A 14,719-nucleotide genomic window follows, 5' to 3' on the forward strand; every position below is an offset into this window, starting at 1 on the left:
GAGTTTGTAAACGTTAGCGCTGTTCGGCTTTAATCATTACTCCGTTACCTGAAGGATCTTTTAACAAAATGTTTTCCGATTCTATATGATATGGAACTTGCTCACTTTCTAGAGCACTTAAAACCTTTTCGACTTCCAACATCGACGGAACGATGATTTCATAATGAAGAAGTCCTGTTACATCATCTCGGTTTGACTCGCCATCTATTCCGTTCCAAATATTCACGGCGATATGGTGATGATATCCTCCCGCTGAGATGAATAGAGCATGGTTCCCCATCCTTGTCTGTTCTTCAAAGCCTAATACGTTCATGTAGAAGTTTTCAGCTTCAGCGATATTTAATACATTCAGATGCACATGGCCCATGACCGTGTTTTCTGGCAGACGACTCCAAGTCTTTATATCTCTTTCCGCTAAAAGACTTTGTACATCTAATGGTTCGCTGACGGCTGGCAGTTTTCCTCTTTCATCTCGTACCCAATCTTTACGATCAACATCTCTGTAAATTTCAATTCCATTCTTCTCAGGATCTTGTAAATAGATCGCTTCGCTAAATCTATGATTAGACGCTCCTAACAGTTGTGTGTTTGTTTCAACAAAGTGATACAGCACATTCGCAAGATCTTTTCTACTAGGTACAAGCAAAGCTAAGTGATATAGACCTGCGCTTTTCACTGGTCGTTGTTGAAGCTCAGGATTACCTTCTAAAATAAGGATTGGCGTTTTCCCATCAGCAGTTAATTTCACGCTATTTTCTCGTTTTGATAAAATTTGTAGACCGATCGTTTCTGTATAAAAGGTAATAAGCTTCTCTAGATTCTTAACTTGTAAAGTCACACTTCCGATATGAGTTTCTTTATGAATAGGCATTATCTTTCGTCCTTCTTTCCTATTTAATAGTGAACATGACAAATGTTATTGATTATTTAATTACTTTATGTAAGTTATTATAAAATAGTTATTAACAAACTTCAACTAGCAAAAAATGAAAAGAAAAAGAGGCTGATTTCCTCAGCCTCCAATATAGGACATTTCTATTTTTTTTCTTTCACTTATTCCTTGCTCTTTTCTTTCATCTGAATATCGATCAGAACGATTTCCCCATATTTCAACAATGCGATCGAAAATCTCCTTGTCAGAAGCACCAGCTCGTACAAAGTCTTTTAGATCAGTCCCTCTCCCTGTAAAAAGACATGTGTAGACTTTTCCATCTGCAGACAATCTCGCTCTTGTACAAGTCGAACAAAACGTATCGCTGATTGAAGAAATAATGCCAATCTCACCTTGACCGTCGGCATATTGATAGCGTTTGGCAACTTCTCCATAATATTTTCGATCAACCGCTTTCAACGGCATCTCTGAATCAATCATCTTTAAGATCTCATCCTTTGATACTACATCATCCCAATTCCAACCGTTTGAGGTGCCAACGTCCATATATTCAATGAATCGCAAAACATATGGCGTGTTTTTAAAATAACGGGCCATTGGAAGAATTTCTTTGTCATTGATCCCCTTTTTGACCATCATATTTATTTTGACAGCTAGACCCGCTCCATGTGCTGCTTCTATTCCTTTCAATACTGGAGAAACCCCTACACCTCGTCCGTTAATGTAGCCGAATAAATCGTTATCAAGCGTATCCAAACTCACGGTTACTCTGTCCATACCTGCTTGCTTTAAAGAAACCGCCATCTTTGGAAGGAGTACACCATTAGTCGTTAATGCAATATCTTTGATTCCTTCTATTGCCTGTAGACGCTTCAGCAGGTCAGGAAGATTTTTACGAAGTAAAGGTTCACCGCCAGTAATTCGAATTTTTTCCACACCTGCCTTTGCAAACTGGGAAGCAATACGTACGATCTCATCGAAAGATAATAACTCAGTTGGTGTTAAGAATGGATAATCTGGTCCGAAAATTTCTTTAGGCATACAATAGGTACACCGAAAATTACATTGATCAGTTACCGAAATCCGCAGGTCCTGAAGCGGACGATGCAAACGATCAGTGATTCCATTACCTACATTCATATCATCACATCATTTGTTTAGTATTTTTATCAATGTACCACGAATAAAAGGAAGTTAAAACCAGAACCACTTACAAAATTGCTCTTCTTTAAAAAGAGAGAGATTAGTTCATAATCACTATTTGAACTTTTAAATAGATCATTATTACCAATTTTTTTGCATCTTACTTCGCTAATCCTTATTCCATAGGCTTTTAATGATCATACCGAATATTTAATCATTTCCTTTTTCGTGTTGCACTTGTTTATTGGTTAGTAAAATGTTACGATAAATAAGAATTATTTTTGTTCGATTGTACAGGTAAACCTATTATCTTGATATTTTTGAGCAGAGATAGTATTATTGTGCGGTTTGGCACGACAGGAGGCAACAAAAATGGAACAAGGTAAAGTTAAATGGTTTAACGCAGAAAAAGGTTTCGGATTCATCGAGCGCGAAGGTGGAGACGATGTATTCGTACACTTCTCAGCTATCCAAGCTGACGGTTTCAAATCATTAGACGAAGGTCAAGACGTAACGTTCGAAGTTGAACAAGGACAACGCGGACCTCAAGCTACTAACGTACGTAAAGCATAATAACCCAATAGATAAACAGGACTCTTGCAAAAGAGTCCTGTTTTTTTTATTACTTCGAAACATACTTCATCTTGAACATTTCATAGTTTTAAAAATTTTTCAGTAAATTCAAACATGTGTTAAGTATTTTTGTTAAAATACATTTAACGCCATAAATAATTAGGAGTTCAAAATGAATCTTCACTTGAAGCAGAAACAAGATCAGATTAAAATCGGTACACGAATTGCTGAAAATGCCCCTCAAATTGCAGAGAAGATCATAACTAACATACAAAATAGCAACGTATATGTTTCACTTCAACAAAATGCTCCTATGAATGAGAACGAAGAACTCCAACAATCCATTTCTTTCATTCGTTTAATCGGTGACGCTGTATCTGGAAAAGTATCTGATTCAAAGAAAACGATTTTCGAATGGGGAGAGAATATCGGCATGCTCGCTGTTCTTTCTGGCCAGCCGCTCGATACAACACTTGAGAGTACATCTTTCTACCGGGAAGTAATATGGGATTTTATAAAAGAGGAAGGTTCTCTGCAATCGATGTCTTTAGATTCCGTATTGCATATTTCTATGACGATCAATCCGATAATCGATTACGCGGTACAAGCATTCAGTAAATCATATGTGAAAAATTACAGAGACGTGAGTGAACAGTTCCATCTATCTCTTCAAGAACTATCTGTCCCTGTTGTGCCTCTCTTTCCTGGAGTAGCCGTTCTGCCCGTCGTCGGTGATATAGATACGAACCGTGCAAAGCTCTTACTCGAGGCTACGCTGCAGCAGTGTTTAGATCATGAAATCACTTCTTTAGTTATCGACCTATCCGGTGTGAATTACATTGACACAATGGTTGCTCACCGGCTTTTCCAACTTGTCTCAACATTGAAACTTTTAGGGGTTAAAACAACACTTACAGGTTTGAGTCCCGAGATCGCACAAACGTCTGTAAGCTTGAATCTAAATTTTGATGAAATCACGTTAAAGGGAAACCTGCTTCAAGCATTGGCTGACTTTGGATATGGAAAATTGGATAAAACAATTAAAACCAACAAAAAGAACAGACTCTGATTCAGGGTCTGTTTTAATCGTTTTTAGGAGTTGCCACGTTTTAATTCCTCTAGCTCTTTTAGAAGTGACTCAACCATCTCATCACATTTTCTTAGTTCATTATTGAGCATACTGATGGTCTCTTCTTCCCAAGAAAAAGGATCACCGTTTTCTGGCGTGACCGGAATGTCTTGAAAGATATCACCTTGTTCTCGGTCATCAGGCTGAAAATATATGGCTACTTCACAGGTTGTATTTCCTAGAGCGATTCTTTGACGCAGCGAAACTTTTCCATAACCAAATTTTCGCGCTGCGATACCTCCAAGTATACTGGATGTCATTTTGCATAAGTGTGGTGCATCCTTAACAAATTCCCCGAAAGGACACTCTTTTGCACGAACTATTACATGGTCAGGCTTTACACTGACAATCTCAAAATGCCCGCCGATGGAATTCTTTAAATCCACGATAACATGAACGTATTGGTCAACCGTCCATTCCAATGGATCATCATAGAATCTCTCTATCCATTCGCCGGTACGAAGACCTAGCTCCTCGATATATTGTTCCGCAGCGGGACCAATTGATTTTTTATGAATGTGGGCATATTGAGTAATGAGTTTTGCTAAAAAAGTGTGTCCATTCAATTCACCTTTTGAAAGGTTCATACTGCATCTACCCTTTCTTTGAATTACATGCTGTTTCACTTATTTTGGCAAGATATGGACAACACTCTTTGGATACCCGAATGAGATTGTTTAAAACATTATTTTACTCATCGAAATAAATATTTTACTGCTTAAGTTATCAAGCACTCTTTTTTATTCTAAATAACTTACACTGAGGGGAACGGGTTCCTATCAGAAACGGTTTTCATTCAGTCAAGTTTAAGTTAAAATTAACTTAGTTAAATATAGCTTAAATAAAGGAGATAACGATGAACTTAGAACAAATGAAATATATTGTAGAAGTGGCCAAAGAAAGTTCGATCACGAAGGCGGCAGACAAACTTCACCTATCTCCTTCAGCGATATCACAATCGATCACTCAACTCGAAAGAGAGTTTGGCGTTACTATTTTCACTCGATCTAGACAAGGTACGATTCCTACTAATGATGGGAAATTTATTGTATCCAAAGCTTATGAAATACTTAAGAAGATGCAAGAGCTTCATGAAGAATTGGCAGATAAACAACATGCCAAAAAACATGTATTAAAGGTTGGTTGTGCACCAGCACTCATGTACATCGTGTACGATGCCTTCTTATTGTTTCATGAGCAATTTCCTGAAACGAACGTAATGATTCGAGAGATCGATCAAGATCATATATTAGAGGAAATGAAGAACGGACATATTGATATTGGTCTAAGTCCTTTTACAGATTATGAAGTATCCAACCTTCAGCATGAAAAAGGGGTGGACTATGAATTGTTGTACACAGGACACGTGTGCGTTTGTTCAGGCAAGAAATCTTCGTTGTATTACAAAGATTTTCTTACGCCAGATGAGTTGAGCGATGAAAAACTGGTGATTTATAATTCTAAAGGAGGTATTACATTCAACGATAAATACGTAAAGAACGAACAGATTTTATTCTCATCCAATAATATTGAAGTCATGCGTTCTGCGATCTTGGATGGACATGCTTTTTCTTTTGTTTTTAACTTCACCTTCAAAAACAATGCGGATGTAAAGAACGGCAACTTAGCTATCATCCCGTTCAAGCAGCCTGATTTAATCTATCAAGACTTTTGGACATTGTATCCTTTAACAAAAGGTCTGTCTGTAGAAGCAAAAGAATTTAAAGAAAAAGTAAAGCATCTTTTAGATCAGTAGTTTTGATCTTTTATTTAACAGATGGATTCTCTATTATTCTTTTTTGATAAAGATAGATCAGTTTGTCCAGCTTCTGACTCTGTTTGACGAGATCAGCATCTGAAAAATCATTGGAACTTGGTTTAAGATCATACATTTCTTGACGACAGATTTTAATTTCTTGCAATAATATATTTAGATCAATATCCATGAATGATTTCCCTTTCTATCAACAAACTACTTCCAAATAAATGGATATGAATTTATCATAGTTGTTCTTTGTTTTTATGTAAATTTAGAAATAGTTAAAGACTGCTAATCTATTCTTAAGGCATCTTAGTCAATGTTGTTCTTGCAAGTGGTTGATTTCCATTTCAGGTGCTCGCTTTCCGGGGGGCGTGCGGTGAGCCACCTTGGCGCTTTGCGCCATAAGGTGTCTCACCTGGCACACTGATCCCCCAGGAGTCTCCCACCCTACACTCCAATCAACTTTTCAAAGATGTCTTTTAAAATAACAAAAAACGAAATAAGAGAAGCTCCGTTCAAGCTTATGGGCTTCTCTTTTCTTTTGCACGCCACTTATATTTTCTCTTCTACCAAGTTACAGGAATAAACACCTCATTCAATGGACATACCTAGTAAAAAAAGAGGGAGGTCTGTTGCTTTTGAAAAAAGAAGGAAATCCACATATAGACCAGTCCCCATTATTAAGTAACAGTCTTTCTAGCAATCTGGAAGGGATTCAAACTACGCTCGGTCCAACACCAGATTTAAAAATGTTACAGTACGAAATCAGAGACACAGCTTTAACTATTCTGTATATGGCAGATTTAGTTGATTCCGATAAGCTGCAGAACATCTTAAAATCCATCAAATACATAAGATACGCACCACCTGTGGAATCATCGTTATTTGAGCAAATGTATTCCGATATCTATCTAACCGCTCAAACCGCTAAAGTTACTAAATTGAATGATGTGATCAATCATCTTTTGAACGGCAAAACCATCATCTTAATGGATTATATTAATGAAGGCTTTAGTGTTGATACGCATGGCGGCAAAGTTAGGGCTATCGAAGAACCACAAACAGAATCTCTTATCCGTGGGCCTAAAGTAAGTTTTACAGAAGAGATCGGTGTCAACATCGCGATGATTCGTAGACAGATCACAGATGAGAACCTGAAGATAGAGACTTTTGTGATTGGTGAACGAGGGAAGAAAAAAGTAGCTTTATTGTATATAGGTGATGTGATCAATCCTGCCATTGTAGAAGAAGCGAGACACCGTTTACAGCATATAAGCATTGACGCACCTATCGATTCCGGCATTATCGAGCAATCGATAGAAGACAACTTCATGTCTCCCTTTCCGCAGTTTATTAGCACGGAGCGTCCTGATAAAGTTGCACTCTCACTATTGCAAGGAAGATTAGCGATTATTCCTGATCAGACAGCAAACGCACTGATCGCACCCATTTCGATTCTAGATACCGTTCAGTCACCTGAAGATTATTATGAGAGATGGCACATCGGGTCACTGCTGCGCATGCTGCGTGCATTCGCTGTCTTCATCTCACTATTTCTTCCATCCTTTTATATAGCTCTTGTTTCCTTTCATCAAGGCTTGATTCCGTCACGTCTCGCTTTTTCAATTGCCGCTTCGCGTGAAGGGGTTCCTTTTCCAGCATTTGTTGAGGCTCTGATGATGGCGATCACAATGGAACTACTACGCGAAGCAGGACTGCGTCTTCCGAAACCCATCGGACAAACGATTGGTATCGTAGGAGGAATCGTAATTGGAGAAGCTGCTGTTCAAGCTGGAATCGTTAGTACAGTAATGGTCATCGTAATCGCGATCACTGCGATCGCTTCTTTTACATTACCGGTCTATAGCATGGGTGTAACGTATAGAATTCTTTTGTTCAGTTTTATTTTTGCTGCAGGCATGATGGGACTCTATGGAATTTCACTCGCTTTTATCGTACTTGTCATACACATCGTTAATCTGACCAGTCTAGGTATTCCATACGCAGCCCCTCTTGCTCCTATTTTTATCAACGACTGGAAAGAGCTATTCGTACGCTTGCCCATCTCTTTTATTAAAAAAAGACCTGTTTTCTTAGATACTGTAGATGAAGTCCGTTCAGAGAAAGAGGAATAAACTGTGAGCAAAGTCAAATACACCGATCGTTCCATCAGTGCTAAAGAATTAATGTACGCAGTAGCTTCCATGGTAATTGGTGTAGGTATCTTTAATCTGCCTCGCTATATCACGACTGTAACAAACGGCATCGACGGAATAATCAGCATTCTAGTAATGGGTGGGGTCGTGCTAGGTATCGTATGGATCATGGGGCAGTTCATTCGAATGTATCCTGGGAAAGGCATCTATGAAATATTGCTAGCGATCATCCCAAAGCCGCTCGCCTTCCCTTTAATCATTATTTATGGTTCATTTTTTGCTTTATTAGCAGCTTATGAAATACGCGCGATCGCAGAGATAACCAAAAAATATCTCTTATCCAACACGAGCTCTGATAGCCTTAGTCTACTCTTTTTGCTCGTAACCCTTTATGCGCTGTTTGGTTCACGTACAGCACTTATTCGTATAAACTCGATGTTCTTACCTGTCGTACTAATCGTCTCATTGCTATTAGTGGTTTTAAATATTCGAATCATGCATCTAGATAACTTTTATCCGTTGCTCACCACGGACTTACAAGGCTATGGGTCAGGTATGATCAATATATTCTTTTCGTTCACCGGCATCTCCATTATCTTAAGCTATTCTTACCTCGTAAATGAACCTGATAAAGCATCCTCTGCCGCGGTGAAAGGTGTATTTATCTCCATTATCATCTACACGATGGTCTTTGTTTCGTGTGTGGCTGTGTTTTCTAATCTCGGGACCGATTTTTTAGAGAACCCAACGATCGAGCTAGGTAAGGAGATCGAACTTCCTGGAGGTTTTTTTGAAAGATTCGAATCTGTCTATTTTACGATATGGATCATGACGATCTTTAATACAACATCGATGTCTATTGATTCTTCACTCATCGTCTTAGAATCTCTATTTAAAAAAGCAAAGAAAGAGACATTGATCGTCATCCTGTCTCCTATCATTTTCTTCGTCTCGATGGTTCCGATAGGCATGGAAGGTATGGAAGCGATGGGAACATTTATCGGACGAGTCAGCTTGGCATTAATTGCGATCATACCGATTCCTCTTTATATTATCGCTAAGATCAGAGGAGTGAAATAATGAAGAAGCCTTGTTATATGCTATCAACCCTCCTCCTTATTAATTTGTTGCAAGGTTGCGGAGCACGAGAGATCGAGAAAAAGGCTTTTGTGATTGGTGTCGGAATTGATGAGAAAAAATCGGGTGATGATTCAAGTCAGCCAGTGATGAACGGAACTTTTCAAGTGGCCGTCCCAAGGTCTCTAAAACCCGAATCAACAAATGAAAAAGCGTACCAAAACTTTGAGGATGAAGGTCACGATATATCTGAACAAATATCAAATATTGCTCAATACTCAAACAAAGAGTTGTATTTTGCTCACAACCAGATCATTTTGATTTCAGATCAGGTGGCAAAACACCCAGAAAGAATGGAGCGTCTTCTTGATTTTTTTGTCAGACATGAAGATATTAGACGCAGTGTACGTGTTTTTATTACAAAAGGAAATACAAAGAGGTATCTTAACGTTGAAAATAACGAAAAACTGCCGGCAATCTATATGGATACGCTCGCTGCAAATGTACAAAATCATTCACGTACTGCGAGTATTAAGAGGTTAGGAGATCTGCAGGAAGACCTGTTAGCTCACCGTTCATTCGTCCTGCCAGTGATGCATTATAAGAATACAGAAGAGATCAAGCTTGGTGGGGCCGCTATCATAAAAGGGGAATCAAGCAGATTAACGCATGTACTAAATGAAAAAGATACAGAAGCTATGAACATATTGAACGGTGAATTCCAAAACGGTATGCTTTTTTTCGAATTAGATGACGATCTATACATCTATAAAATAGATAAATCGAAAAGCAAGATCAAACTCGTTCCAACTAAGAACGGACAGCTTACCTTCAGAATCACAATTAGCGTTGAAGGAGAAATCCAGGAAGTCAATAAACAGATGGATACACGTACAATTTCAGCAGATCATGTAAAAAAAGAAGTAGAAAAACAGATCGCTAAAAAAACAGAGCCATTTATTAAGAAACTTCAGAACCAGTATAAAACCGATGTTCTAGGTCTCGGTGTCTACATGGAAAAGCATCATCATAAAGAATGGTTAAAACTAAAAAAAAACTGGGAAACGGGTAAAAATCACTTTAGCCAAGTAAAGATAAATACACACATCCATACGACGATTAGCTCAGCAGGAGGTCTACGATAAGCGATGTTCGAAATAAATGAATTATTAGCTCGCATTCTTACTTGGCGGTTTATCTTTTTCACCTTACTATCCTTCTTATTCCCGTTCACCTACATCACCCTATATAAGTTGCTGCAAAAAAGAGGGATGCCACTTTGGAAAAAGGAAGCACGCACCCCTTCAAAAAAATGAACAATAATAAAGTGGCTTACCTCGTTTTGCTTGTCATGTGCATAAACTTCGGTAATAGATGGGATGCTTCTTCCATCCTCTTTCAGGGAGTGTTCGGACTTGTTTATGATAACGAATTAAAATCGTAATAGTGTTATCAGAGCACCCTGATCTCAGTATAATTTCTTTAAAAATCTTGAATTTTTTTACAGACAAGCTATCCTATTGTTATAGATAAGTTTAATAATAGACAAGAGAAAGGAAGAGAAGAGATGGCGTTAAATACATATTCCCCACCAACCTTTTCAGCGAAGAATTTTAATTGTCCTCACTGTGGAGAACTAGCTGAACATGCGTGGGATGAGATCCACCATAGCGAACCAGATTACAAAAGTACAGCACTCGATTCAAAACGCGTTTCCACACTATCAGATCCTGATTATTCGGACCGGAACCACGTTATCTCCATCAGTAGATGTCAAAACTGTAACCTATATTCATTGTGGAGATATTCTTCATTGATCTATCCTACTAAGTTGATCAATGAATCGTAGTAAATAGATAACAAAATGTACTATCTTAAACACTTGTTTAAAGTTGTTAAACAAGTGTTTTTTCTTTTTTTATTTTTCTTTACTCGTATTTACCGCAATGTTCATTGAACCATATAGAAAGCCTTGAGTGATTCTTGTATGGTTAATGAAAAGAGGAGGTTTTAGATATGGTCCAACAACTTACTACATCAGCAACAGAAGTTCATTTATGGTTTTTAGATTTACAACAGCCTTTAGATGTGGATATGTCTATCCTCTCAGATGACGAGATCTCTCGGCTGAACACCTTCAGAGTTTCTGAACAAAAAGACACCTATCTTAAATGTCGTTATGTGTTGAGACAGTTGTTAGCGTTGTATATCAATAAACCTCCTTCATCGATCTCTCTTTCCTATAATTCCTTCGGTAAGCCTGACTTAACATACAACCCTTCTCACATCAGTTTTAATATCAGTCACTGTAAACACTCGGCTGTGATCGGTATAACCAAAGGAAGTATTGGTGTAGATATTGAATGTAAGACCGGTCAGAGTTTAATAGAAGCCAGTTCCTTATTTTTGAACGACGAAGAAATGGAAGCCCTGAAATTCACTCCAGATCCAGAACGGGCTCTACTCCATCTATGGACGCAAAAAGAAGCGATCTTAAAAGCAGAAGGCACAGGCTTCAGTTCCTCTCCTCATGCTATTACAGGTTATGTCACTTCCTCAGTTCAGCTTCAAAACGCGGAAGTTAATCACTATCATCTCAATTCTTTTATGAGAGGAGATAGCATTGTTTCCATATGTACATCAACCTCCGTTAATATAAAACAGTTAGATTTCTCCTACGAACTACTTAAACACAATGCCCTAACATCTACCATAAATGGTTAATACGCCTCATTTTGTATATACTCAGTAAATAAGTTTGTATATACTGAGTATATATATTAATATATACTCAGTATATAACTACAGGAGGTAGACCATGATACATGTGCAGAATCTTGAGAAGAATTACACGATCGGCACCAAGTCCTACAATGTTTTAAAGGGAGTAGACTTTAAGGCAGAAGAAGGAGAGTTCATAGCAATCATGGGTCCTTCAGGTTCTGGTAAGAGTACCCTTCTAAATCTTCTAGGTGGCCTTGACCAGCCTGACAACGGATCGATAACGATTAACGATGAGTCCATCCATACCATGAGTGAGAAACAGCGCACGCTGTTCCGCCGGGAACAGATCGGCTTTATCTTTCAGAACTATCAATTGCTTCCAAACCTTACCGTTGAAGAGAACGTTGGTTTTCCGATGCATGCTGCTAGTAAGAAAAAAACAGATATCCATCAAACGGTCTCAAACCTTTTAACCTCGGTCAGTCTTACAGGGAAAGAGAAGAACTATCCTTCCCAACTAAGTGGGGGTCAACAACAACGAGTAGCGATCGCAAGAGCGTTAAGCATGGATCCTCCTTTGATCTTAGCGGATGAACCGACCGGTAACTTGGACCGAAAATCAGGAACTGAGGTCCTTCGCTTGCTCACGACACTTCACCAAGAAAAGAAACTTACGATTATCATGGTCACCCACGATGTTTACGCAGCAAGTTATGCGGATCGTATCATTCTCATCAAAGACGGCCTGATCGAATCAGACATCCGTCAAGGGGAAGGAGCAAACACTGATGTTATGGCAAACATCTTGGCGAAACTTAACTCGTAAGAAAGTACGTACACTTCTCACCCTGCTTGCTATCATACTCGGTGTCTCCTCCATGTTCGCCGTGATCAGTACCGTAGAGACCGCACAGGATGTAACGACGAAACGGTTAGAACTGTATACGGGAAACGCTGACTATTCTATTTTAAGCCGTGAGAACCTATTTGCAGAAGACGTATTAGCTAAAACAGAAGATGTGGACGGTGTGAAGAGCTCACTAGGTCTCATCCATAAACAAGCTTACGTGGATACCGGTCAAGAGGGACTGGATCAAGATCAAAGAAGGATTCGGCTGACTGGGCTCTCTTCTTTTAACAACGAAATGTTGTCTTTAACAAACGTTAAAGGAGAGCTGAACAAAGAAGGATTGATTCTTCCGAAATCTACAGCTGCCACTTGGAACTTGTCGGTCGGTGACTCGATCGACGTCAACCTTCCAGAAGGAGAAAAACAAACGACTGTCGCTGCAATCGTTGGAGACACTCCTCTTCTAGAAGGACCAACAAGCTGGGAAGATGCGAAGAACAAAAGTTGGCGTGCCTTAGTAACACTTGATACCCTGCAAAAATGGTACTCTCTAGAAAATCAAGTACAAGAAGTTCGAATGAAGTTCGATAAGAAACCTACCGATCAAATCATATCAAACTTAGAACGAACGATCTCAAATGATAATGTGTATCTGCAAGAAGTCGTTCTAGACGAGAAACAATCCAATCAGTTAGAAGAACTCTACTTGATGCTGTATGTGATCGGTGGACTCGCGATGTTCATATCCGCGTTCATCTTATACAACACCCTGTATGTCACGATCGTAGAACGAAAAAATGAGATCGCCGTCATGAAGACGATCGGATATACACCGTCGCAGATCAAGAAAATCTTCTTAACTGAGGTAGTAACATTATCGGTCATAGGTATCTTGATCGCCCTCCCTATCGGCTTTGGATTGGGTTCGTTACTTCAGACCGGATTGTTTAGTTCGTTTCAAACAGATTTTGATTTTTCCATGAAATATCAATGGGCGTTATTACTATCCATCTCGCTAGGTCTGTTGATTCCGCTTGTAGCGTCCTTATTACCCGTAACACATGCGAGTCGCCTAGATATCATAAAGACACTAAAAAATATACCAGAATCAAAACCAAAGACGAACAGACTACGTGTTGTGTTAGGCATCGTCATGCTAGGATTCGGATTGATCGAGCACGCGCTATCCATCTTCTTCTTATTCTTTGGCTTTGCCCTACTCTTTCCTATTCTGATGAAATACAAGGTTTCGTCTATCATGAAACTGCCTTTTATCGGATTTGAAGGAAAGATCGCGTGCAATAACTTGCTTCTTACATTGAACCGATCTGCGAACATGGCGTTGATCTTAGCGTTTGCGATCTGTTTAGGGTTGTTCGTCTCATCGATCTTTACATCACTTGAAAACAACACGAAAAAAGATATCGCTCGTTCGTTCGGTGGAGACATCCAGATCACGACAGAACAAGAGATCACAGAACAAGATGTGAAAGACCTTGAGAATGTTCGTGGGGTCGATGATGTTTATTCGTACCAAGAAACAGATGTTACATGGGATACGGATGAAACAACTAGACAGATCAAATTGGTAAGTGTAGACCCTGAATGGAACGAGAAACACCCTCTGTTCTATTTTGATACAAAAGAAGAAAAGACGACAGTTGCCTTTGAAAACGGAAAAGGCGTCCTACTCGGTTCATTTGCTTTTGATGAATGGGGCGGTAAAGTGGGAGAAGATATCAAGGTTCGTGTGAACAACGACGTTCAGTCATTGAAAGTAATCGGAAAGGTGAACACGAATTATCACGGAGGGTATGCGGCGTTTATAGAGAACGATCGTTACGATGCGCTCGTTCCAGGTAGCCGACCTTATCATGCCTTATTAAGCATCTCAGAAGAAGGTGAAGAGAACAGGATTAAAAATGATCTCTTAGCCACATCTCCTTTTAATTTTCTGGAGATACAGACGATGAGAGAAGAAGTGATCAAACAAGAACGGGCCCTTCCGGGTGTGAGGACTCTATTTAACGGGCTTCTGTTCATCACAATCTTGGTTTCAGGTATTGGTATCGTCAATACGTTACTCATGAACGTGATGGAGAGGATGCGAGAACTCGGAGTCATGCGAGCGGTAGCTTTTACCTCTTCACAGATCTATAAGACGATACTGACAGAAGGGCTTTTGATCGGAATAAACGGAATCGTATTCGGTATCATCATGGGAGTTATAACCATCTACCTTAACACGTTAACGACAAAAGACGAGATGATCGAATTTACACTACCGTTTAGTACGTTACTCGTAGGTATAATGATGGGAGTGATCGTAAGTCTTCTAGCAGCGTACTTACCAGCTCGGAAGGCTGTAAAATATGATCTTCAACAAGCGTTAAAACATGAGTAAAGAAGGAAT

14 protein-coding genes are annotated in these 14,719 nt (G+C 39.1%); 10 read left to right on the forward strand and 4 right to left on the reverse strand.

Features of this window, described 5'->3' with window-relative positions; genetic code table 11:
* Window positions 1-13: 13 nt before the first annotated feature.
* The gene (locus H9648_RS03055; protein WP_191752347.1) at window positions 14-871 is read right to left on the reverse strand and encodes a VOC family protein; all 858 of its coding nucleotides are present in this window, start codon (window positions 869-871) and stop codon (window positions 14-16) included.
* A 141-nt stretch (window positions 872-1,012) separates the two neighbouring features.
* Window positions 1,013-2,032: a GTP 3',8-cyclase MoaA gene (gene moaA / locus H9648_RS03060; protein ID WP_191752349.1), complete on the reverse strand. Its 1,020-nt coding sequence runs from the start codon at window positions 2,030-2,032 to the stop codon at window positions 1,013-1,015.
* Between the two features lie 375 nt (window positions 2,033-2,407).
* Between moaA and H9648_RS03065 the strand changes: the two genes are divergently transcribed.
* Window positions 2,408-2,608 carry a cold-shock protein gene (locus H9648_RS03065; RefSeq protein WP_066397748.1) on the forward strand — a complete coding sequence of 67 codons (201 nt, stop codon included), beginning with the start codon at window positions 2,408-2,410 and terminating at the stop codon, window positions 2,606-2,608.
* A gap of 172 nt (window positions 2,609-2,780) precedes the next feature.
* Window positions 2,781-3,677: an STAS domain-containing protein gene (locus H9648_RS03070; RefSeq protein WP_191752351.1), complete on the forward strand. Its 897-nt coding sequence runs from the start codon at window positions 2,781-2,783 to the stop codon at window positions 3,675-3,677.
* A gap of 23 nt (window positions 3,678-3,700) precedes the next feature.
* Here the strand turns inward: H9648_RS03070 and H9648_RS03075 are convergent, their stop codons facing one another.
* Window positions 3,701-4,324, reverse strand: a complete 624-nt coding sequence (locus tag H9648_RS03075) for a methanogen output domain 1-containing protein (protein ID WP_191752353.1) — start codon at window positions 4,322-4,324, stop codon at window positions 3,701-3,703.
* 269 nt (window positions 4,325-4,593) lie between these two features.
* Here H9648_RS03075 and H9648_RS03080 point away from each other — a divergent pair, with 269 nt between their 5' ends.
* Window positions 4,594-5,493 carry a LysR family transcriptional regulator gene (locus tag H9648_RS03080; RefSeq protein WP_191752355.1) on the forward strand — a complete coding sequence of 300 codons (900 nt, stop codon included), beginning with the start codon at window positions 4,594-4,596 and terminating at the stop codon, window positions 5,491-5,493.
* A 10-nt stretch (window positions 5,494-5,503) separates the two neighbouring features.
* Here the strand turns inward: H9648_RS03080 and H9648_RS03085 are convergent, their stop codons facing one another.
* Complete coding sequence (locus H9648_RS03085) at window positions 5,504-5,683, reverse strand: aspartyl-phosphate phosphatase Spo0E family protein (RefSeq protein WP_191752357.1); 180 nt, start codon at window positions 5,681-5,683, stop codon at window positions 5,504-5,506.
* 454 nt (window positions 5,684-6,137) lie between these two features.
* On the opposite strand from H9648_RS03085, the gene H9648_RS03090 reads away from it, so the two are divergent.
* The 7 genes from H9648_RS03090 to H9648_RS03120 all read left to right on the forward strand — a co-directional run bounded on the left by H9648_RS03090 (window position 6,138) and on the right by H9648_RS03120 (window position 14,710).
* Window positions 6,138-7,634, forward strand: a complete 1,497-nt coding sequence (locus H9648_RS03090; RefSeq protein ID WP_225218689.1) for a spore germination protein — start codon at window positions 6,138-6,140, stop codon at window positions 7,632-7,634.
* A 3-nt stretch (window positions 7,635-7,637) separates the two neighbouring features.
* On the forward strand, window positions 7,638-8,735 hold the full coding sequence (locus H9648_RS03095; protein ID WP_191752359.1) for a GerAB/ArcD/ProY family transporter: 1,098 nt from the start codon (window positions 7,638-7,640) through the stop codon (window positions 8,733-8,735).
* Window positions 8,735-9,877 (forward strand): Ger(x)C family spore germination protein, encoded by a 1,143-nt coding sequence (locus H9648_RS03100; RefSeq protein ID WP_191752361.1) that lies wholly within the window; start codon window positions 8,735-8,737, stop codon window positions 9,875-9,877. The genes H9648_RS03095 and H9648_RS03100 overlap by 1 nt, the downstream gene beginning before the upstream one ends.
* Window positions 9,878-10,299: 422 nt before the next feature.
* The gene (locus H9648_RS03105) at window positions 10,300-10,581 is read left to right on the forward strand and encodes a hypothetical protein (protein WP_191752363.1); all 282 of its coding nucleotides are present in this window, start codon (window positions 10,300-10,302) and stop codon (window positions 10,579-10,581) included.
* Between the two features lie 167 nt (window positions 10,582-10,748).
* Window positions 10,749-11,456, forward strand: a complete 708-nt coding sequence (locus H9648_RS03110; protein ID WP_191752366.1) for a 4'-phosphopantetheinyl transferase family protein — start codon at window positions 10,749-10,751, stop codon at window positions 11,454-11,456.
* Window positions 11,457-11,550: 94 nt separating this feature from the next.
* A complete protein-coding gene (locus H9648_RS03115) occupies window positions 11,551-12,282 on the forward strand; it encodes an ABC transporter ATP-binding protein (protein WP_191752368.1) in 732 nt (243 codons plus the stop codon).
* Complete coding sequence (locus H9648_RS03120; protein WP_191752370.1) at window positions 12,245-14,710, forward strand: ABC transporter permease; 2,466 nt, start codon at window positions 12,245-12,247, stop codon at window positions 14,708-14,710. The genes H9648_RS03115 and H9648_RS03120 overlap by 38 nt, the downstream gene beginning before the upstream one ends.
* Window positions 14,711-14,719: the final 9 nt, after the last annotated feature.

The sequence above is a fragment of the Fictibacillus norfolkensis genome (assembly GCF_014836645.1).
In the GTDB taxonomy this organism is placed as follows: domain Bacteria; phylum Bacillota; class Bacilli; order Bacillales; family Fictibacillaceae; genus Fictibacillus; species Fictibacillus norfolkensis.